The organism is Micromonospora sp. C28SCA-DRY-2, from assembly GCF_030519475.1.
In the GTDB taxonomy this organism is placed as follows: Bacteria; Actinomycetota; Actinomycetes; order Mycobacteriales; family Micromonosporaceae; genus Micromonospora.
This window is the reverse complement of the sequence record NZ_JAUMKD010000004.1, coordinates 106,461-125,910: the sequence shown is the minus strand read 5'-3', so window position 1 is coordinate 125,910 and position 19,450 is coordinate 106,461. Positions and strand designations below refer to the sequence as shown.

Annotated in this window: 19 protein-coding genes; 8 read left to right on the top strand and 11 right to left on the bottom strand. The window is 74.6% G+C overall.

What is annotated here, in order from left to right; translation table 11 throughout:
• Nucleotides 1-85: 85 nt before the first annotated feature.
• Complete coding sequence (locus Q3W71_RS18175; protein ID WP_302920542.1) at nucleotides 86-724, top strand: TetR/AcrR family transcriptional regulator; 639 nt, start codon at nucleotides 86-88, stop codon at nucleotides 722-724.
• On the top strand, nucleotides 721-1,185 hold the full coding sequence (locus Q3W71_RS18170) for a thioesterase family protein (RefSeq protein ID WP_302920541.1): 465 nt from the start codon (nucleotides 721-723) through the stop codon (nucleotides 1,183-1,185). The genes Q3W71_RS18175 and Q3W71_RS18170 overlap by 4 nt, the downstream gene beginning before the upstream one ends.
• Nucleotides 1,186-1,288: 103 nt before the next feature.
• Here the strand turns inward: Q3W71_RS18170 and Q3W71_RS18165 are convergent, their stop codons facing one another.
• Genes Q3W71_RS18165 through Q3W71_RS18150 form a run of 4 tightly spaced genes read right to left on the bottom strand, consistent with a single transcriptional unit; the run spans nucleotide 1,289 to nucleotide 4,834 of the window.
• A complete protein-coding gene (locus tag Q3W71_RS18165) occupies nucleotides 1,289-2,533 on the bottom strand; it encodes an ABC transporter permease (protein ID WP_302920540.1) in 1,245 nt (414 codons plus the stop codon).
• Complete coding sequence (locus Q3W71_RS18160) at nucleotides 2,533-3,231, bottom strand: ABC transporter ATP-binding protein (RefSeq protein ID WP_302920539.1); 699 nt, start codon at nucleotides 3,229-3,231, stop codon at nucleotides 2,533-2,535. Before Q3W71_RS18160 ends, Q3W71_RS18165 begins: the two co-directional genes overlap by 1 nt.
• Complete coding sequence (locus Q3W71_RS18155) at nucleotides 3,228-4,310, bottom strand: efflux RND transporter periplasmic adaptor subunit (protein ID WP_302920538.1); 1,083 nt, start codon at nucleotides 4,308-4,310, stop codon at nucleotides 3,228-3,230. The genes Q3W71_RS18160 and Q3W71_RS18155 overlap by 4 nt, the downstream gene beginning before the upstream one ends.
• Nucleotides 4,307-4,834: a hypothetical protein gene (locus tag Q3W71_RS18150; RefSeq protein ID WP_302920537.1), complete on the bottom strand. Its 528-nt coding sequence runs from the start codon at nucleotides 4,832-4,834 to the stop codon at nucleotides 4,307-4,309. Before Q3W71_RS18150 ends, Q3W71_RS18155 begins: the two co-directional genes overlap by 4 nt.
• 157 nt (nucleotides 4,835-4,991) lie before the next feature.
• On the opposite strand from Q3W71_RS18150, the gene Q3W71_RS18145 reads away from it, so the two are divergent.
• Both Q3W71_RS18145 and Q3W71_RS18140 read left to right on the top strand, forming a co-directional pair.
• Nucleotides 4,992-5,648: a response regulator transcription factor gene (locus tag Q3W71_RS18145; RefSeq protein WP_302920535.1), complete on the top strand. Its 657-nt coding sequence runs from the start codon at nucleotides 4,992-4,994 to the stop codon at nucleotides 5,646-5,648.
• Nucleotides 5,645-6,808 (top strand): HAMP domain-containing sensor histidine kinase, encoded by a 1,164-nt coding sequence (locus Q3W71_RS18140; RefSeq protein WP_302920534.1) that lies wholly within the window; start codon nucleotides 5,645-5,647, stop codon nucleotides 6,806-6,808. The genes Q3W71_RS18145 and Q3W71_RS18140 overlap by 4 nt, the downstream gene beginning before the upstream one ends.
• Before the next feature lie 75 nt (nucleotides 6,809-6,883).
• Here the strand turns inward: Q3W71_RS18140 and Q3W71_RS18135 are convergent, their stop codons facing one another.
• The 4 genes from Q3W71_RS18135 to Q3W71_RS18120 all read right to left on the bottom strand — a co-directional run bounded on the left by Q3W71_RS18135 (nucleotide 6,884) and on the right by Q3W71_RS18120 (nucleotide 8,782).
• Entirely contained in the window at nucleotides 6,884-7,372 is a 489-nt protein-coding gene (locus tag Q3W71_RS18135) for a nucleoside deaminase (RefSeq protein ID WP_368050930.1), read from the bottom strand.
• Nucleotides 7,373-7,532: 160 nt separating this feature from the next.
• Nucleotides 7,533-8,057, bottom strand: coding sequence for a tRNA adenosine deaminase-associated protein (locus tag Q3W71_RS18130; protein WP_302920533.1), 525 nt, complete (start codon nucleotides 8,055-8,057; stop codon nucleotides 7,533-7,535).
• Nucleotides 8,058-8,186: 129 nt separating this feature from the next.
• Entirely contained in the window at nucleotides 8,187-8,354 is a 168-nt protein-coding gene (locus Q3W71_RS18125) for a hypothetical protein (protein WP_302920532.1), read from the bottom strand.
• A gap of 89 nt (nucleotides 8,355-8,443) precedes the next feature.
• Entirely contained in the window at nucleotides 8,444-8,782 is a 339-nt protein-coding gene (locus Q3W71_RS18120) for a hypothetical protein (RefSeq protein ID WP_302921006.1), read from the bottom strand.
• Nucleotides 8,783-8,891: 109 nt separating this feature from the next.
• On the opposite strand from Q3W71_RS18120, the gene Q3W71_RS18115 reads away from it, so the two are divergent.
• From Q3W71_RS18115 to Q3W71_RS18105, 3 genes are all read left to right on the top strand, one after another.
• Nucleotides 8,892-9,629, top strand: coding sequence for a M23 family metallopeptidase (locus tag Q3W71_RS18115; protein WP_302920531.1), 738 nt, complete (start codon nucleotides 8,892-8,894; stop codon nucleotides 9,627-9,629).
• A 302-nt stretch (nucleotides 9,630-9,931) separates the two neighbouring features.
• The gene (locus Q3W71_RS18110) at nucleotides 9,932-12,826 is read left to right on the top strand and encodes a glycosyl hydrolase (RefSeq protein ID WP_302920530.1); all 2,895 of its coding nucleotides are present in this window, start codon (nucleotides 9,932-9,934) and stop codon (nucleotides 12,824-12,826) included.
• Nucleotides 12,827-12,886: 60 nt separating this feature from the next.
• Nucleotides 12,887-13,963, top strand: coding sequence for a PHP domain-containing protein (locus Q3W71_RS18105; protein WP_302920529.1), 1,077 nt, complete (start codon nucleotides 12,887-12,889; stop codon nucleotides 13,961-13,963).
• Nucleotides 13,964-13,978: 15 nt separating this feature from the next.
• Here the strand turns inward: Q3W71_RS18105 and Q3W71_RS18100 are convergent, their stop codons facing one another.
• Nucleotides 13,979-14,965: a DMT family transporter gene (locus tag Q3W71_RS18100; protein WP_302920528.1), complete on the bottom strand. Its 987-nt coding sequence runs from the start codon at nucleotides 14,963-14,965 to the stop codon at nucleotides 13,979-13,981.
• Nucleotides 14,966-15,233: 268 nt separating this feature from the next.
• Between Q3W71_RS18100 and Q3W71_RS18095 the strand changes: the two genes are divergently transcribed.
• A complete protein-coding gene (locus Q3W71_RS18095; RefSeq protein WP_302920527.1) occupies nucleotides 15,234-16,904 on the top strand; it encodes a DUF885 domain-containing protein in 1,671 nt (556 codons plus the stop codon).
• Between the two features lie 62 nt (nucleotides 16,905-16,966).
• Here Q3W71_RS18095 and Q3W71_RS18090 read toward each other — a convergent pair whose 3' ends face one another.
• Nucleotides 16,967-18,472 (bottom strand): DUF6114 domain-containing protein, encoded by a 1,506-nt coding sequence (locus tag Q3W71_RS18090; protein WP_302920526.1) that lies wholly within the window; start codon nucleotides 18,470-18,472, stop codon nucleotides 16,967-16,969.
• Nucleotides 18,473-18,552: 80 nt separating this feature from the next.
• The gene (locus Q3W71_RS18085) at nucleotides 18,553-19,164 is read right to left on the bottom strand and encodes a DUF6230 family protein (RefSeq protein WP_302920525.1); all 612 of its coding nucleotides are present in this window, start codon (nucleotides 19,162-19,164) and stop codon (nucleotides 18,553-18,555) included.
• Between the last annotated feature and the right edge of the window lie 286 nt (nucleotides 19,165-19,450).

The window sequence follows — 19,450 nt, the reverse complement described above, 5'->3', positions numbered from 1 at the left end:
GACGGCGGGGCGGCGTCGTTCCCGTGACCACCGTCACCCCAGAAAACTATACGACCGGTCGTGCTTCTTTCGTACGCTGACCGGCATGACAGTCGACGGACGGGTCGCCCGGGGCGACCGGACCCGCACCGCGGCGCTGGACGCGGCAGTGGTGCTGGCCACCGAGGCCGGACTGCACGGGCTCAGCCTGGCCCAGCTCGCCGACACCCTCGGGGTGAGCAAGTCGGGCCTCTTCGCGCACTGGCGGTCGAAGGAGGCGCTCCAGCTCGCCGCCATCGACCGGGCGGTGGAGCAGTGGCGGGAGCGGATCGTGGCCCCCGCGCTGCACGCCCCGCGGGGCGTACGCCGCCTGCTGGCGCTGCACGAGGCCCGGATCGACTTCTACGCCGCCCGGGTGCTCCCCGGCGGCTGCTTCTTCGCCAACACCCAGTTCGAGTACAACGCCCGCCCCGGCCCGGTCCGGGAGCGGCTCGCCGACGCGTTCGCCCGCTGGACCGCGTTCCTCGAAGAGCTCGTCCAGCAGGCGGTCGACGCCGGCGAACTGGCCGCCGACACCGACGTCGCGCAACTGGCGTACGAGATCGACGCGCTCGGGATGAGCGCCGCGATGCACTCCCGGCTGCTCGACCCCGACGCCGCCTACCGGCACGCCCGCCACGGCCTGCTGATCCGCCTGCGGGCCCTGTGCCCCGATCCCACCCTGCTACCGGAAGGCCCGTCATGAGTCACGCCATCGCCGACCAGCCCACCGTCGAGTTCGGTCACGTCGAGCACGTCCCGGTGCACTTCGACGACCTCGACGCCATGGGCATCCTGCACAACGCCCGGTACGCCGTGCTGCTGGAACGGGCGCTCACCCCGTACTGGGCCGAGCGGGGGGTGGCCTACCGGGGTAGCCGGGACACCCCGCCCGACGTCTTCCACGCGGTCCGCGAGTTCACCATCACCTACCGCGCCCCGATCGTCGGCACCGGGCCGGTGGCCGTGCACTTCTGGCTGGAGCACTTCGGCACCACCAGCGCCGAGTACGCGTACCAGTTCCGCTCGGTCGACGGCCACACCCTGCACGCCGAGGGCCGCCGGGCGATCGTCCGGCTCGATCCGGCCACCATGCGCCCGGCCCCGTGGACCGAGGCCGCCCGGGCGGTGGGCGCCACCCTGCTCCGCCCCGCCACCCCGGCCTGACCCACCCGAGGACGGCGCCAGCCCGTCCGGGTGCATCTGTTGTCGCTGGAGCGACAACAGATGCACCCGAAGAGCGGGCACCGCCCGGCAGCCGGGAGGACGGTCAGGCCAGGGCCTCGGTGGGGGCGAGCCGCGCGGCCCGAACGGCCGGGTAGAGCCCGGCGCAGCCGCCGATCACCAGGGTCGCCGCCACGCCGCCGACCATCGCCCAGGCCGGCACCACCGTCGGCCACCCCTGGGAAAGCGCGTACCCGGCGGTGACCAGGATGCCGAGCAGCACCCCGCCCGCCCCGCCGAGCGCGGAGAGCAGCAGCGACTCGGCCAGGAACTGGGTGCGGACCTGCCCCCGGGTGGCGCCCAGCGAGCGGCGCAGCCCGATCTCGGCCCGCCGTTCCAGCACCGAGATGACCATGGTGTTCGCCACCCCGACGCCGCCGACCAGCAGCGCCACCGCGCCGAGACCGAGCAGCAGCCCGGTGAACGCCTCGTCGGTGGCCGCCGCGGCGGCCAGCGCGTCGGACGGCCGGGACACCTCCACCTCGTTCGGCGCCTCCGGGTTCGCGGTCGCGCCGAGCACCGACCGGACCGCCTCCACCGACGCCTCCCGGGACCGGGTGTAGACGGTGGTCGGGTGCCCGTCGAAGCCCAGGTACGCCTCGGCGGCCGGCCAGCCGACCAGCGCCGAGCCGTCCAGCTCGGGGGCGAGCGGGGCCGGCGCCAGGATGCCGACCACTGTGAACCAGCGCCCGCCCAGGTGCACCTGCACGTCCGGGCCGGCCGCCCCGAGGCCCAGCCGGCGGGCCGCGGCGTCGCCGAGCACCACGGCCGGGTACCGCTCGGTCGCCTGGTTCAGCCAGGTACCGCTGCGTACCGTCGCGCCGACGGTGTCGAGCAGCCCGAGCTGGGCGGCCCGGGTGGCGATCCCGCCCGTCTCGCCGGCCGGGATGCGGTCCGAGCGGTAGACCGGGGCGTCCGGCACCTGCCCGGTGGCGGCCACCCCGGTCACCGGCCCGATCCGGCCGATCATGGCGACCGACTCCACCGGCAGCCGGGCCTGGTCGCCGAAGAGCGTGCTGCCCGGGGCCACGGTGAGCAGGTTGGTGCCGAGCCGGTCCAGCGTGCGGGCCAGGTCGGCGCGGGACGACGACGAGATGCCGACCACCGCCACCATCGCCGCGATGCCGATCGCGATGCCCAGCGCGGAGAGGAACGCGCGCAGCGGCCGGGTACGCAGCCCGACCCCGCCGACCCGCAGCACGTCGGCCGGCCGCAGCCGGGCCGGCGCCAGTCGCGGCCGGTCCTCCACCACGGTCAGCCCACGCCGGTCGCGCCGGGTGTCCACCGCCATCAGCGCACCCCCTCGGGTAGCGGCGCCGCCGAGTCGGCCACCACCTGGCCGTCCCGCATCCGCACCTGCCGGGGCAGCCCGTCGGCGATCTCCCGGTCATGGGTGATCACCACGACCGTGGTGCCCGCCGCGTGCAGGTCGCGCAGCAGCGCCAGCACCCCGGCGCCGGCCACCGAGTCGAGGTTGCCGGTCGGCTCGTCGGCGAGCAGCACCGCCGGTTCCCCGACCACCGCGCGGGCCACCGCGACCCGCTGCCGCTCGCCGCCGGAGAGCTGGTGCGGGCGGTGGGTCAGCCGGTGGCCGAGCCCGACCCGGTCGAGCGCCGCCTCGGCGCGCCGCCGCCGCTCCGACCGGGATACGCCGGCGTAGAGCAGCCCGTCCGCCACGTTGTCCAGCACGGGTGTGCCGGCGGCGAGGTGGAACTGCTGGAAGACGAAGCCGATCCGGCGGGCCCGCAGGGCGGCCAGCTGGCGGTCCGGCAGGGCCGCCACGTCGTACCCGTCGATCCGGACCCGGCCGGCGGAGGGGCGGTCCAGCGTGCCGATCAGGTGCAGCATGGTGGACTTGCCCGACCCGGACGGCCCGACGATCGCCAGCAGCTCGCCGTGGCGGATCCGCAGCGACACCTCGCGCAGCGCGGTGACCCCGCCCGGATAGGTCCGGCTCACCCCGTCCAGCACCACGGCGTCGGCGGTCATGCGGGCATCCCCACGGTCATCCCCTCGGCCACGTCCGGGCCGCTGATCTCGACCCGGCCGGCGGCGAAGAGCCCGGTGGTGACCGCGACGATCCGGCTCCGGCCGGCGTCGACCACCTCGATGCCGTAGCCGCCCTCGGCGAGCGCCAGCAGCGCCGCCACCGGCACGGTGAGCACGTCGGGGCGTTCGGCGGCGGTGAAGGTGACCTCCACCGAGGCCTGGTCGTACCCGGCCAGCTTCGCCGGGTCGGTCACCGACACGGTGACCTCGATCTTCGTCTCCGCCTCCGCGGACTGTCCGGGCGCGCCGCCGCTGCCGGCGTCGATCACCGTCTGCACCGTCTCGACCTTCCCGGCGACCGGCGCGCCGTCGGGCAGGCTCACCTCGACCGCGCCGCCCTTCTTGGCCAGCCGCTGGTCGTCCACGTCCAGCTCGACGGTGACCAGCCGACTGGTGCCGGTGTACGTGAGCACCGCCTGGCCCGGCTGCGCCGCGTCCCCGGTCGCCGCCTGGTGGCTCTCCACCCGCACCGCGCCGGGGGCGTAGACGATCCGGCCCGGCTCGACCCGCCCGGTCTCGGCCAGCCCCAGGTCGTCCTGCCACTGACGGACCGCGTCGGCGGTGCTGCCGGTGTACTCGTCGTCGACCGTGAAGCCGTCGTAGCCGAGCGCCCGCAGGTTCCGCTCGAACTGCTTGACGTCGGCCCCCTCCACCCCGGGTTGGAGCACCCGGTACGCGGGCAGCGACCCGTGCAGCAGCACCACGGGATCGTTGTCCACGGCGTAGAGCCGCCCGCCCCGCTTCACCGTCGTACCGGTGTCCGGCAGGGCGGTGATCGTCCCGGCCAGCCGGGCGGTGGCGGTGCGGGTGGTGCCGTAGCCCAGCTCACCGTCGACGGTCTCGGCGTCGGTCAGCGTCTGCCGGGTGACGATGGCGGTGGCCGGCGGGGCGGTGTCGGCGGCGGCGGTGCTCCGGTCGGTCCCGCCGAAGCCGACCGCCGCGGCGACCCCGGCACCCGCCGCGACCACGACGGCGGCGGCCAGCGCGACCGTCCGGACCCGGAGCCGGCGAACGCTCACCGCGCGGCTCCCGCGATCTTCGGCGCGTACTCCCGGCACTTCTCCATCGCGGCCTTCACCTTCGGGTCCTTGACGTTCACCACGTCGAGCCGGAGCTGGATGCCGCCCTCCGCGGACGGGTCCGGGAACTCGGGCACGCCGTTCTCCCGCATGCAGGCGGCGAACTTCCGCAGCCGCTCCACCTGCTCGGGGTCGAGCTTGCGCTTCTCGCCGCCGTTGGGCAGGTGCTGGCGGCACTTCTCCATGGCCGCCTGCACCTTGGCCGGGTCGGTCTTCCCGTCGAACCGGAACAGCCGGCCGCCGCCGGGCTCCGGGTCCGGCACGTCGATCCCGTTCTCCCGCATGCACTCGGTGAACTTCAGCTGCCGTTCCTCGTCGCTCAGCTGGGCGGCGGCGGAGGCGGGCACGGGTGACGCCCCGCCGCCACCGCCCGCCGTGGCCACCGCCGGCTCCTCGCCCGACCCGCCGCAACCGGCGACGGCCAGGGCGAGCAGCAGCGGCACCGCGAGTAGTCCTCGTCGCATGACACGCTTCCTCTCCGGCCCGACGGCGACCGCCGGGCATCCCCCGATCCGCCCGGCGGTCGCCGGGCGTCCCGGTCAGTCGACGCCAAGGGGCGTATCCCGGGCGTAACCGTCGGCGTTAACGCCGGCGTTATCCGGGGCGGGGCACCATTGGCGGGTGAGGGTGCTGGTGGTGGAGGACGAGAGCCTGCTGGCGGAGAGCATCGCCGAGTGGCTGCGCCGGGAGGCGTTCGCGGTGGACGTCGCGTACGACGGCGACGCGGCGCTGGAACGCCTCGGCGTCAACGACTACGACGTGGTCGTCCTCGACCGGGACCTGCCGGTGGTGCACGGCGACGAGGTGTGCCGGGCGATCGTGGACAGCGGCGGCGAGACCCGGGTGCTGATGCTCACCGCGGCGGCGGCCGTACGGGAGCGGGTGGCCGGCCTGGCGCTCGGCGCCGACGACTACCTGACCAAGCCGTTCGCCCTGGTCGAACTCTCCGCCCGGGTGCACGCGCTGAGCCGGCGGGCCCGCCGCGCCGCGCCGCCCACGCTGGCCCGGGCCGGCATCGTGCTCGACCCGGGCCGCCGGGAGGTGCACCGGGACGGCCGGTACGTGCCGCTGTCCCGCAAGGAGTTCGCCGTGCTGGTCGAGCTGCTGCGGGCCGAGGGCGCGGTGGTCTCCGCCGAGGAACTGCTGGAACGGGCCTGGGACGAGCACATCGACCCGTTCACCAACGTGGTCCGGGTCACCGTCATGAAGCTGCGCCGCAAGCTGGGCGAACCGCCGGTGGTCGAGACAGTGCCCGGTGTGGGATACCGGATACCGTGAAGCGCCTCTCCCTCCGCGCCCGGCTGACCCTGATCTACGGCGGCCTCTTCCTGGTGGCCGGGCTGGTCCTGCTCGCGGTCACCTACGTGCTGGTGGAGCAGCGCACGGCCCAGCCGTTCGGGGTGGCGCTGCGCGACGTCAAGCCGGTGGTCCAGGCGACGGAGACCAAGCTCAACGGCGTGCAGGCCGAACAGCTGCGGCTGCTGGTCAACAAGGCCCAGGACGACGCCCGCGACCAGACGCTCTACTCGCTGCTCACCCAGGGCGGGATCGCCCTGGTGCTGGTCTCCGTGGTGGCCATCGCGTTCGGCTGGCTGGTGGCCGGGCGGGCACTGCAACCGCTGCACCAGATCACCGGGACGGCCCGGCGGATCGCCGGCGCCGACGTGGCCGGGCGGGGGCTGCACGAACGCCTCTCGCTCTCCGGGCCCCGGGACGAGGTGCGGGAGCTGGCGGACACCTTCGACGAGATGGTGGAACGGCTGGACCGCTCGTTCGACGGGCAGCGCCGGTTCGTCGCGAACGCCTCCCACGAGCTGCGCACCCCGCTGGCGCTGAACCGCTCGCTGATCGAGCTGGCCGTCACCCGGCCGGGCGCGTCCGAGGACGTCCGCCGGCTGGGGGAGTCGCTGCTCGCGGTGAACGAGCGGCACGAGCGGCTGATCGACGGGCTGCTCACCCTGGCCGACTCGGAGAACGAACTGACCGCCCGCTCCCGGGTGGACCTGGCCGACGTGGTCGACCACGTGGTCGACCTGACCGTCAAGGAGGGCGACGGGCCGGCGGTGGCCCGGGAGCTGGCGCCGGCGCCGGTGCTCGGCGACCCGGTGCTGCTGGAACGGCTCACCACCAACCTGGTGGAGAACGCGGTGCGGCACAACGTGCCGGCCGGCGGCTGGATCGGGGTCGGCACCGGCGTACGGGACGGCCGGGCGACGCTGACCGTCAGCAACACCGGTCCGCTGGTGCCGGGCTACGACGTGGAGACCATCTTCGAGCCGTTCCGCCGGCTCTCCGGGGAGCGGGTGGGCAGCGGGCGCGGGTTCGGGCTGGGGCTGTCGATCGTCCGGGCGGTGGCCCGGGCGCACGGCGGCACGGTGACCGCCCGGCCCCGCGACGGCGGCGGCCTGGACGTCACGGTCGAGCTGCCGGCCACCTGACGCTCGCCGGCCGCCCGATCCTCGCCGGCCGCCCGATCCTCGCCGGCCGCCTGACGCTCGCCGGCCGGCCGGCGCTCAGCGGAAGAAGGCGCGCAGCAGCGCGGCGCTCTCGGTCTCCAGGACCCCGCCGTAGACCTCCGGCCGGTGGTTGAGCCGGCGGTCGCGCAGCACGTCCCAGAGCGAACCGGCCGCGCCGGTCTTCGGCTCCCAGGCCCCAAAGACGACGGTGCCGACCCGGGCCAGCACCAGCGCGCCCGCGCACATGGTGCAGGGTTCCAGGGTGACCACCAGGGTGCAGCCGTCGAGCCGCCAGCGGCCCAACCGCTGTGCGGCCCGGCGCAGCGCCAGCACCTCGGCGTGCCCGGTCGGGTCGCCGGTCAGCTCCCGCTCGTTGCGGCCGATCGCCAGCTCGGTGCCGTCCGGCCCGTAGAGCACCGCGCCGACCGGGATGTCGTCGGCGTCGCCGTCGCCGGTCGAGTCGGGGCCGGTGACCGCCACCTCCAGGGCCCGGCGCATCCACACCTCGTGCCGCTGCCGCCGGCCGGCCCCGTCCGGATCGGCCAGCCCCTCGTCCGCGCCCGGCCCGACCCGCCCGGTGCGACCGGGCGTCGGCTGCCCCGGCCGTACGGTCTCCAGGGCCGGGTCGGTGGCGTCGGACGGCTCGCCGCCGTGCGGCAGGATCGGCTCCCCGCCGCCCGCCGGCACCGGCCACGGCCCGGACGGATCAGACCTCACGCAGTTCCTCGACCTCGTCGGCGCAGCCCAGCACCTGGCACACCTCGGCGGTGACGTCGGCCGGCATCATGCCCTCGTGCGCGCAGAGCGCGAGCAGCTTCTGCGCGGAGATGCCCAGGTCGGCGAGGAGGTCGGCGTCGCCCACCGGGTCGGCCTCCGGGTCGACGGCGGGCTGTTCGGTCTCGTCGTCGCCGCCGGCGGGGCGCGCCTCCTCGGGCTCGTCCAGCCCGGTGACCGACGCCTTCAGGTCCCCCACCAGCAGCGCGCCCAGCCGCGACTCCTCGGCGTAGGCCGAGTCGGAGCCGAAGACCCGCAGGTCCTCCCCCTCGTCCAGGCGCAGGATCACCAGGTAGGTGTCGTCCGCCTCGACGAAGAGCAGCGACAGGTCCGCGTCGGGGTCCACGTCGCGCAGCCGGTCGGCGACCTCCTCGACGTCGGTGACCCCGCGCAGGCTCACCTCTTCGGCCGTCCAGCCACTCTCGTCTCGCACCACGGCCGCAGCGAAGTACGACAACGGTCCCCCCAAGTTGCCTCGGCACAGCACGCCGACTCGTTACGCGTGCACGTTAGCCGGTCGGGTCGGCGGGCGACCGGTCAACGCCCCGACGGGCCGGCCAATCCTCGGAAACTCGGCGTCGGCAGGTCAGCCGGCGACGCGACGGCGGGTGGCGATCAGCTGGCGGAGCTGTTCGGTGCGGGCCCGCTGCGGCCGCTCGCGCTGGCGTACCGCCCGGGCGCCCGCCAACTCGGCGAGCAGCTGGAGGCGACGGCGGCTTCGCTCAGGATCGAGCCGCGGAGTGGTCCAGGCCATAACGCCGAGCGTGCTCCAGTGACGGCGGCCACGTCAAGCCGGGATTCGCTGCGCAGCCGGTCCACGACGCAGCGCAGCCGGCCGGGCGGTCACCACAGCGGCCAGTCACCGGTGGTCGCCCAGCGCACCGCCACGATCGCGGCGGCGATGCTCCACCCGCCGGCGGTGACGATCGCGATGCCGGTGGCCACCCCCCGGTCGCCGAACCGCAGCAGGGCCAGTGCGGTCAGCCAGGCCAGCCCGCCGGCCACCAGGGTCCACCAGGCGTAGCTGCCGACGCTCGTGCCGAGCAGCCCGAACAGCAGCAGCCAGGCGGCCGCCACGGCGCCGCCGGCGGCGACGCCCGCGCCGGTGACCGGGTGCGGTTCGCGGTAGGTGGGCCGGGACGGCGGCCCGGCCGGGAAGAGCCCCGACGGGGTACGCGCCAGCGCGCGGTGCCCGGCGTCCGGGCCGGGCGGGTAGGCGGGTGGAGTCGTCACGACGTACCTCCCCGGCGACGGTTCGTCCTCACCGTACCCACTCTGCCAGGATGACCGGATGTCCTCGTCGACGATCGGGCGCCGCCGGGCGTACGCGGTCCTGCTGCTGCTCGCGCCGGCGCTGGCCGCCGGCTGCGCGACCAGCCGTCCGGTGCCCGGTGGCAGCCCGCCCACCCCCGGTGCCAGCTGGGCCACCGCCGGGCAGCCGGCGGCGCCGTCGGCCAGCGCGGCGCCGACCACTGCCGGGCCGTCGACCGCGCCGACCCGCGCCGGGCTGCGGCACGTCTTCCCGGTACGGGCGAAGAACGTCGCCTACCACCCCACCCACTCCGGTTACCCGGGGACGGACATCTTCGCCGACTGCGGCGAGCCGGTCGTGGCGGTCACCGACGGCACGATCCTGGAGGTCAGCCGGGTGGACCGGTTCGACAGGCGGGGGCCACTCGGGCCGTACAACGGCGGGCTGTCGGTGTCGCTGCTCGGCGACGACGGGGTGCGCTACTACGGCTCGCACCTGAGCGTGGTGGCCGGCGGCATCGACCCGGGGGTGCGGGTCCGCGCCGGCCAGCGCCTCGGCGAGGTGGGCCGCACCGGCAACGCGAACAACGTCTGCCACCTGCACTTCGGCATCTCGCCGCCGTGCACCGGCCGGGACGGCTGGTGGATCCGCCGGGGCGTGGTCTGGCCGGCCCGCTACCTCGACTCGTGGCGGCGCGGCGGCAACCGGGAACCGGCCGCCGAGGTGGCCGCCTGGCACCGCAAGCACGGCTGCCCGAAGGCGCCCGCCGGCCGCTGACCCCCGGGCCGCCGACCGCCCTCGCTGGCCGCGACCGCCTCGCCGCCGCAACCGCCCTCACCGGCTGGCCGGCGGCCCTTGCCGGCTGCCGGGCGCCCCTCGCCGGCTGCCGGGCGCCCTCGCTGGTCGGCGACCGGCGATCGGGCACCCGCCGGATTGGCGGCATCCGTGCGCCATCGGTCGGAAACATTGACGCAAGTCTTGCCGTTCGGTTAACGTCCCGCGTCAAGAGAGCGCTCTCCCAATTACCTTTCTTCACAATTCCGACTCAGCGCCGCGGCCCGGGCCACCGGCGCGGCGCGATGGGAGGCACCGTGACACCTCCTGCGCCACACCGTCCCTGGGCGTTGGCGGCCACCACCGCCCTGGCCCTCGTCGTCGGCGGCCTGGCCGTCGTCGCCACCGGCTCCGCCGAGGCCGCCACCGTCGGCGCCGGCAGCTACACCACCACCCCGGTCGGCCCGCTGCCCGCCGGCTGCGGCCAGCTCGCCACCAACCCCCGGCAGTTCGTCACCGCCGACGCGCCCGCCGGGGCCGTCCCCACCAACGACTGGTGGTCGTCGCTGCTGTTCAAGCGCACCGACTGCGCGTTCAGCGAGCCGCTGCACGCCCACCCGCTGTCGTACGACACGTTCACCGACGGGCTCGGCTTCTCGGCCAACTCCACCCCCGCCATCAGCGGCACCGCCACCGGCGTGGGCGAGTTCCACTACCCCTACGTGCAGGACATCCGGGTCGGGGTGGCCGGGCTCGCCGCGCCGGTGGTCCGGGTCGCCAACTGGTCCGACTGGACGGTCACCCCGTACTGGAGCGACGGCGCCCGGAGCGTGCGGGCCACCATCGGGCACGGCCTGCCGTTCGCCTACTTCCAGGCCAGCGGCGGCGACGCGGTGATCAGCACGACCGGCACCCCGACTGTCTGGTCCAACAGCGGTGCGACCATCGGGTTCACCGTCAACGGGCACGACTATGTCGGCTACGCCCCGACCGGCGCGAGCTGGACGGTCAGCGGCGGCCGGATCTCGTCCACCCTGGCCGGGCGCGGCTACTTCTCGGTGGCCCTGCTGCCCACCACCCCGCAGACCGCCGCGGCGGAGCGCTCCGCGCTCGCCGCCACCTTCGGCGGGTACGCGCACGCCCACGTCACCGGCACCCGCCTGTCGTACGCCTACACCCCGGCGACCAGCACGGTCACCACCACGTACGCGTTCACCACCGCGCCCCGGGAGGGCACCGCCACCCGGACGGTGGTGAGCCTCTACCCGCACCAGTGGAAGTCGCTGACCGGCTCCACCCCGATCGCCCAGAGCTACCCGTCGGCCCGGGGCCGGATGAAGGTGCTGACCGGCGTCGGCGAGTTCCGCACCGCGATGACCTTCCACGGGGTGCTGCCGGAACTGCCGGCCGTCGGCGACGGCAGCGGCGCCGACCTGGAGACGCTGCGCGGCCACCTGGCCGCCGTCCGGGGCAACCCGATGGACCAGCGCGGTGGCGACACCTACTGGACCGGCAAGGGGCTGGGCCGGGCCGCCCGGATCGCCGAGGTCGCCGACCTGGTCGGCGACACCGCCACCCGGGACGCCGCGCTCAACGCCATCCGGAGCACGCTCACCGACTGGTTCACCGCGCCCGCCGGCAAGACCGCGCGGGTCTTCTACTACGACCGGAACTGGGGCACGCTGATCGGCTACCCCGCCTCGTACGGCTCCGACCAGGAGCTCAACGACCACCACTTCCACTACGGCTACTTCATCGCGGCGGCCGCCACGCTGGCCAAGTTCGACCCCCGGTGGGCCGCCGACGACCAGTACGGCGGCATGGTCGACCTGCTCATCCGGGACGCCGACAACTACGACCGGGCCGACACCCGCTTCCCCTACCTGCGGGACTTCGACATCTACGCCGGCCACGACTGGGCCTCCGGGCACGGCTCGTTCGGCGCGGGCAACAACCAGGAGTCGTCGTCGGAGGGGATGAACTTCGCCAACGCGCTGATCCAGTGGGGTCAGGTCACCGGTGACACCGCGGTGCGGGACGCCGGCGTCTTCCTCTGGACCACCCAGGCCGCGGCGATCCAGGAGTACTGGTTCGACGTCAGCGACCAGAACTTCCCGGCCGCCTTCGGGCACTCGACGGTGGGCATGGTCTGGGGCGACGGCGGCGCGTACGCCACCTGGTTCAGCGCCGAGCCGGAGATGATCCAGGGCATCAACCTGCTGCCGGTCACCGGCGGGCACCTCTACCTCGGCCACCACCCGGCCTACGTCCGGGCCAACTACGCCGAGCTGGTGCGCAACAACAACGGGCCGCCGACGGTGTGGCAGGACATCCTCTGGCAGTTCCAGGCGCTCGGCGACGGCGACGCCGCGCTGGCCAACCTGCGGGCCAACCCGGGTTACCCCCCGGAGGAGGGGGAGAGCCGGGCGCACACCTTCCACTGGATCCGCAACCTGGCCGCGCTCGGCACGGTGGACACCTCCGTCCGGGCGAACCACCCGCTGGCCGCCGTCTTCACCCGCAACGGGGCGCGGACGTACGTGGCGGCCAACCCGAGCGCGTCGCCGCTGACCGTGACGTTCTCCACCGGCACCACGCTGGTCGTGCCGGCCGGCCGGACGGCCACCACCGGCGCGCACACCTGGAGCGGCGGCAGCGCCAACGGTGGCGTACCGCCGACCAGCCCGCCGCCGACCACGCCGCCGCCGACGACTCCTCCGCCCGGCACGCCGGACTCACCCGTCCGGTACCTGCTCCCCGGCGGTGGCCTGGCGGCGGCCGGCGCCGCGGCGACCGCCACGGTGGCCAGCGCCAACGGCGCCAACCACGACGGCACGCCGAGCAACCCGCAGGTGTTCACCGCCACCGGCCTCGACCTGACCTACGCCAGCGGGCAGACCGCCTTCGACCTGTTCCTCGACGCGGGCACGGCGGTCGGCAACGGGGTGCAGCTACGGGTCTCCTACGACCTGACCGGCGACGGTGGCTGGGAACGGGTGGAGACGTACCGCTACTTCGCCACCGACCCGGTCCCCGGCTACGAGCGCTACACCCAGCAGGTTGGCCTGCACTCCGCCACCGGCACGCTCGGCAACCTGGTCGACGGCCGGGTACGGGTCGAGGTCTGGTCGGCGATCGGCACCCACCCGAGCACGCTGGGCATCGGCGACCGGTCGGTCGTCCGGCTGCCGTACTCCTGATCCCACCCGCCGCGCCGCCGGTCGTCCCGCGACCGGCGGCGCGCGGGTAGGTTGCACAGAATGAGCGCCCGGGACCCCATCGCCGACCTGCGCCGGATCGCGTTCCTGCTGGAACGGGCGAACGAGGCCACCTACCGGGTGCGCGCCTTCCGCTCGGCCGCCAAGGCGCTCGCCGCGCTGCCCGCCGCCGAGGTGGCCGAGCGGGCCCGGACGGGCAAGCTCACCGAGCTGGCCGGCGTGGGTGACGTGACCGCCCGCTGCGTGGCCGAGTCACTCGCCGGCGAGGAGCCGGTCTACCTGCGCCGGCTGGTCGCCACCGAGGGCAGCGACCTGGACGCGGCGGCGACGGACCTGCGCACCGCGCTGCGCGGCGACTGCCACACCCACTCCGACTGGTCCGACGGCGGCTCGCCGATCGAGGAGATGGCGCTGGCGGCCGTCGAACTGGGCCACGAGTACCTGGTGCTGACCGACCACTCGCCCCGGCTGAAGGTCGCCCGGGGGCTGACCGCGGACCGGCTGCGCCGCCAGCTCGACCACGTCGAGCAGGTGAACGCGGCGCTGCCGGAGGGCTTCCGGATCCTCACCGGCATCGAGGTGGACATCCTCGCCGACGGTTCCCTCGACCAGGACGAGGAGCTGCTGGCCCGGCTCGACGTGGTGGTCGGTTCGGTGCACAGCGGCCTGAACGACGAGCGGTCGAAGATGACCCGGCGGATGCTCACCGCCATCGCCAACCCGCACCTGGACATCCTCGGCCACTGCACCGGCCGGATGGTCTCCTCCCGCCCGGCCGGGGTGACCGGGCCGGGCGACCGCGGGCACCGGGCGCGGACCCGCAAGGAGAGCGACTTCGACGCCGACGCGGTCTTCGCGGCCTGCGCCGAGCACGGCGTCGCGGTCGAGATCAACTCCCGGCCGGAGCGGCAGGACCCGCCGAAGCGGCTGATCCGCCGCGCCCTGGAGGCCGGTTGCGTGTTCGCCGTCAACACCGACGCGCACGCCCCGGGTCAGCTGGACTGGCAGCGGTTCGGCTGCGAGCGGGCGGCCCGGTGCGGCGTGCCCGCCGACCGCGTGGTCAACACCTGGTCGGCGGATGAGCTGGTGGCCTGGGCCGTCGACCGTCCGGCCCGCTGACCGGCCGGTCCGGCCTCAGCGGCGGGCGGCCGGCTCGGCGGCCGGAACCGCCGCCGGGGCGCCGACACCGACCGGCACGGTCGGGCGGCGCCGCCCGACCAGGCCCTGCGACACGGCGACGCCGAGGAGCACGACCAGCGCGCCCACCGGCTGGTGCCAGGTGAGCCGCTCGCCGAGCACCAGGGCGCCGATCAGCACCGCGAAGACCGGGATCAGGTAGGTGACCGTCGAGGCGGTGCTCGCCCCGGCGACCCGGATGTTGCGCATGTTGATGACGAAGGCGATCCCGGTGCCGAGCGCGCCGAGCGCCAGCACGCTCGCCACCACCTCGACGGAGAGGTCGGTCGGCACCGGCGGCGCACCGGCCGCCAGCGGCGCGACCACCGCGAGCTGGGCCACGGCGAGCAGCAGCTGGGCCGCGGAGAGCGACACGCCCGAGTGCGCGGTACCGGCCACGAACTTCTTCTGGTACGGGATGGCCACGCCGTAGCAGGCCGCCGCGCCGAAGCACATCAGCTGCCCGAGGAAGTGCGCCCCGCCGACGCCCTGCCACACGCCGAGCACCACGAGCACCCCGACGAAGCCGAGCGCGAGCCCGACCGCCCGGCGTACGGTCAGCCGCTCGGTGCGGAAGACCAGCACCGCCAGCGGCAGCACGATCAGCGGGGTGGTGGCGTTCCAGATGCCGGCCAGCATCGACTCGACCCGCTGCTCGCCGTAGCCGAACAGGGTGAACGGGATGGCCACGCCGAACGCGGCGACCACGGTGAGGTGCGCCCACACCCGGGGCTCGCGGGGCAGCCGGTCACGCAGCACGGCCAGCACCACCAGCAGGGTCACCGCGCCGGTGGCGACCCGGTAGAGGGTGAGGTGCAGCGGGTGCAGCTCCTCGACCCCGACCTTGATGAACAGGAAGCTGGACCCCCAGATCGCGGCGAGGGCGACGAAACCGGGCAGCCAGCTGCGCAGCGCCGCCCTGTCAGGAGCAAAGTCCGTGGTCACTCCTGACACTCTGCCGCAGGGGTACGACAAAGTCCCGCGACTTTCGGACGTCGTGGCGATGACCACAGCCGCCGGGACGGACGCCGGCCGAGCCGTCGACACCGGGCGCTGTGCGGCTGGTGTCGCAGCCGATTCACCCCGCTGACGGCGCTCCGTCCGGCGGTCCACGTGCCGGCCGACAACCGGCGGCACCGGGCGGACCGGTCGCCCCGGGAACACGGGCAGCAGGCTCGACAACGGCACCGTCCGGTCACGTAGGGTCGAGGCCGTGGGACGAATCGATGACCTCGCGAACCGGTACGTGGCCGACTGGGCGCCGCTGAGCCCGACCGGCGCCACCTACGTCGGCATCTCCGGCTATGACGACAAGCTCGACGACCTGTCGCCCGAGGGCTACGCCGCCCGGGCCGAGCTGACCCGCCGGACGCTGGCCGAGCTGGACGTCACCGAGCCGGACACCGAGGCGGAGCGGACCGCCAAGGAGGCCATGCAGGAGCGGCTCGGCCTCGACCTCGCCCGGTACGAGGCGGGCGAGTCGACCAGCGAGGTCAACGTGATCGCCAGCGGTCTGCACGACGTGCGGATGGTCTTCGACCTCATGCCCACCGAGGGCGAGGACGCCAAGGCCAACATCGCGGCCCGGCTGAACGGCTTCGCCGCGGCGCTGGAGGGCTACAAGACCACCCTGCGCGAGGCGGCCGCCGCCGGGCAGGTCAGCTCCACGGTGCAGCTGGTCGAGGTGGCCAAGCAGTGCGACACCTGGGTCGACCCGAACGGCGACAACTTCTTCCACGGCCTGGTCGAGCGGTTGGGCGCCGACGGCAGCGTCGGCGCCGAGCTGCGCCGGGGCGCGGCGGCGGCCACCGCGGCGACCGCCGAGTTCGGGCAGTTCCTCCGCACCGAGCTGGCCCCGCACGGGCGGGACAAGCAGGCCGCCGGGCGGGAACGCTACGAGCTGGCCTCGCAGTACTTCCTCGGCGCCAAGGTCGACCTGGACGAGACGTACGCCTGGGGCTTCGCCGAGCTGGCCCGGCTGGAGGCCGAGATGCGCGACGTGGCGGCCCGCATCGTCGGCCCCGGCGCGAGCATCGACGACGCCGTACGGGCGCTGGACGCCGACCCGGCCCGCACCATCCAGGGCAAGGAGGCGTTCCGGGACTGGATGCAGGCGCTCGCCGACAAGGCGATCAGCGAGCTGCACGGCACCCACTTCGACATCCCGGAGCAGGTCCGCCGGATCGAGTGCTGCCTCGCCCCGACCAGCGACGGCGCCATCTACTACACCGGGCCGAGCGAGGACTTCTCCCGGCCGGGCCGGATGTGGTGGGCGGTGCCGCAGGGCATCACCGACTTCTCCACCTGGCGCGAGGTGACCACCGTCTACCACGAGGGCGTGCCGGGCCACCACCTCCAGGTCGCCCAGACCGCCGTCCGGGCCGAGCTGCTCAACCGGTGGCAGCGGCTGCTCTGCTGGGTCTCCGGGCACGGCGAGGGCTGGGCGCTCTACTCCGAGCGCCTGATGGACGAACTGGGCTACCTGGAGGACCCGGGCGACAAGCTCGGCATGCTCGACGGGCAGGCGTTCCGCGCGGCCCGGGTGATCGTCGACATCGGCATGCACCTGGAGCTGGAGATCCCCCGGGACAACCCGTTCGGCTTCCACCCCGGCGAGCGCTGGACGCCGGAGCTGGGCTGGGAGTTCATGCGGGCGCACTGCCGGGTGCCGGACGAGAACCTGCGCTTCGAGCTGAACCGGTACCTGGGCTGGCCGGGGCAGGCCCCCTCGTACAAGGTGGGCGAGCGGATCTGGTTGCAGGCCCGGGAGGACGCGAAGGCCCGCAAGGGTGCCGACTTCGACCTCAGGGAGTTCCACCGGCAGGCGCTCGACCTGGGCTCGCTCGGGCTCGACCCGCTGCGCAAGGCGCTCGCCCGGCTCTGAGGTCGGGAGCCGGCGGCACACGAGCGGGTGCCGCCGGCTCCCGGGCCGGTGGTGGGGGAAGGTCAGTCCAGGGTGAGCTTCAACGTCGGCCGCGCGGTCAGCGTGTCGCAGGTGACGAAGGCCAGGTCCATCACCGGTTCGGTGAAGGTGAGCGGGATCGGCGAGGTGATCGGGATGCCGTCGGGCAGCGGCAGGTCCGGGGTGAGCGTCACCTTGATGCCGAGGATCTTCCCGGCGAACCGGGTGGCGTAGAAGGCGACGTCGCCGCGGACGGTCAGCTGGTTGGTGGCGAACCGCATGGTCCGCCCCGCCGGCCCGGGTGAGCGGAGCAGGAAGTCGTCGGTGACTGCCTGCTTCATGCTGAACTTCAGCGCGCGGAGGGTGCCGTCGTCGGTGGGCAGGTCGACGATGCCCTCGAACCGCAGGCCGGTCATGGTCACCTTGGAGCCGGTCAGCTTCGACGGCGTCGCCGCCACCACCGGCTGTCCCGGCTCGGCCGCGATCCGCGGCAGCGGCTTGCCCTCCTCGACCTTGCCGGTGGTGCCCGGCTTCGGCGTCGCGCAACTCCGGCCGGGGGCGGTCGGCCGGGGGGTGGCGCTCGGCCGGGCGGTGGGCGTCGCGGTCGGGCTCGGCGCGGGCTCGTCCTCGTCGTCGTCGCGGCCGCCGAACAGGTCGCCGAGCCCGTCCAGGATGTCGGTGATGATGTTGCCACCGGAGCTCTTCTCCGGGCTGGGTGACGGCGACGCGCCGGACGCGCTCGGGGTCGGCTTCGCCCCGCCCGGCGACCCACTCGGCGCCGGCCGGGTCGGGCAGGCCGGCGAGGGCGCCGGTGCCGCGCCGGCCACCGCGAGCGGCGCCGGGGCGGCCTGGGCCGGCCCGGGCGCGGGCACGGCGAGCGCCGCCGCGGCGGAGAGCCCGAGCAGCACCGGCAGCACCGCGTAGAGGCGGGGGTCTCGCTGTCCCGGCAGCGTCGGGGTGTCGTCGGCCAGCCGGGTCGTCGCGCCGGTCTCGTCGTACGCCGCCGGTCGGGGCCCGGCGTCGCCCGGCACCGGGTCGTCGACCCGGGTCGCCCCGGCCGCACCGCCGTCCGCCGGCACCGCCGTGGTCTCGTCCGCGGGCGCGGCCGGCTGGTCCGCGGGCGGCTCCTCGGCCGCGGGTACGGGCGGGGTGCCGCCGGCCGTGCCCGGTACCCAGGCGAAGCCGAGGGCGGCACCGACCATGCCGAGCAGCAGGCCGACGAAGAAGCCGCCCAGGTTGACCCCGATCAGCGAGAAGACAGCGGTCACCGCGGCCACCACCGCGTAGAAGATCCGCTGCTGCGGGGTGAACCACATCAGCAGGCCACAGGCGACCAGGATGGTGGGGATCAGCCAGGAGAGGAACCCGGTCGGTCCCATCTGGAAGGAGAGACCGCCCAGCGACATCTGGGTGGTGCCGAAGATCTCCAGGCCGGCCAGCACGGTCAGCAGGCCGCCCCAGAACGGTCGGGTCCGCCGCCACCGGCGGAACCGGCGCCACGCCGCGCTGATCCGGCCGGGCCGGGCGTGCTGCGGGTCGGCGGTTGTCACGTACGCCTCCTGCCAGGGCTGAGGGGACGGGGGCAGGGCACGGGCCCGCGGAGGACGCCCTCCGCGGGCCCGGGTTCAGCTCAGAAACATTCCTTGGCGTCCGCGCCCACGTTCACCCGCAGGTCGAGCCCGGTCAGGGTGAAGGTGCCGGCGTGGGTGGAGCGGGCCACCTGCTTGAGGTCCTTGATGACGACGGTGTCGGACTGCTGCCCGAAGGCCTTCTTGTCGCCCCTGGCGCCCTCCGGTCCCCCGGTGAGCGTGGCGGCGTCCTGCCCGATGTTGATGTTCTTGAACTCGGCGTCGCCCTGCAGCGAGTCCATGTCGATGAGCAGCCCGCTGGCCACCGCCGGTTTGCCGCCGCCACCGGCGTTGATGGTGAGCACCACCGGCGCGCCCGGCACCTTCACCGACTGGCAGAGGTCGTAGAGCTTGGCGTTGCGGATGCCGGAGACGGCCACCGGGTGCTTGGTGCCGTCCGACTCCTCGGCGATGCCGCCGTACTGGACGAAGCCCTCGCCGCGCAGTTCCGAGGCGGAGACCTTGAACGTCTGGCCGGAGACGGCGAACGAGGCGGCGATCGCGCCGTTGGCCATGCCGGCGACGATCGCGCCGGCGACGGCCGTCGCGGGCACCATCAGGGCGGCGAAGCGCCGCCACCGGGTACGACCCCGGTTCTCGATCCGATCCTGCACGTGCTCCTCCTCGGGGGGTGTCGCGGCGGTGGCCGGTCGGCGGAGGTGCGGGCCCCGCACCGGGCCCCAGGCTCTGCTACCGGCGGGTAACGAGCGTGCCGATGATGGTGCACCTACGGAGGCGTAGGTCACAAGGCCCCAGCTACCTGCCGGTAACACGGGGGAGACGAACGGCAACGTCGTAGTGACGCAACGTCAACCTGCACCACCGGAGGATCAGTGATTACGACCGCAAAGCCGGCATAGTCCCGGGGCGCGACCACGCTCGGTCATGGACAATCGACCG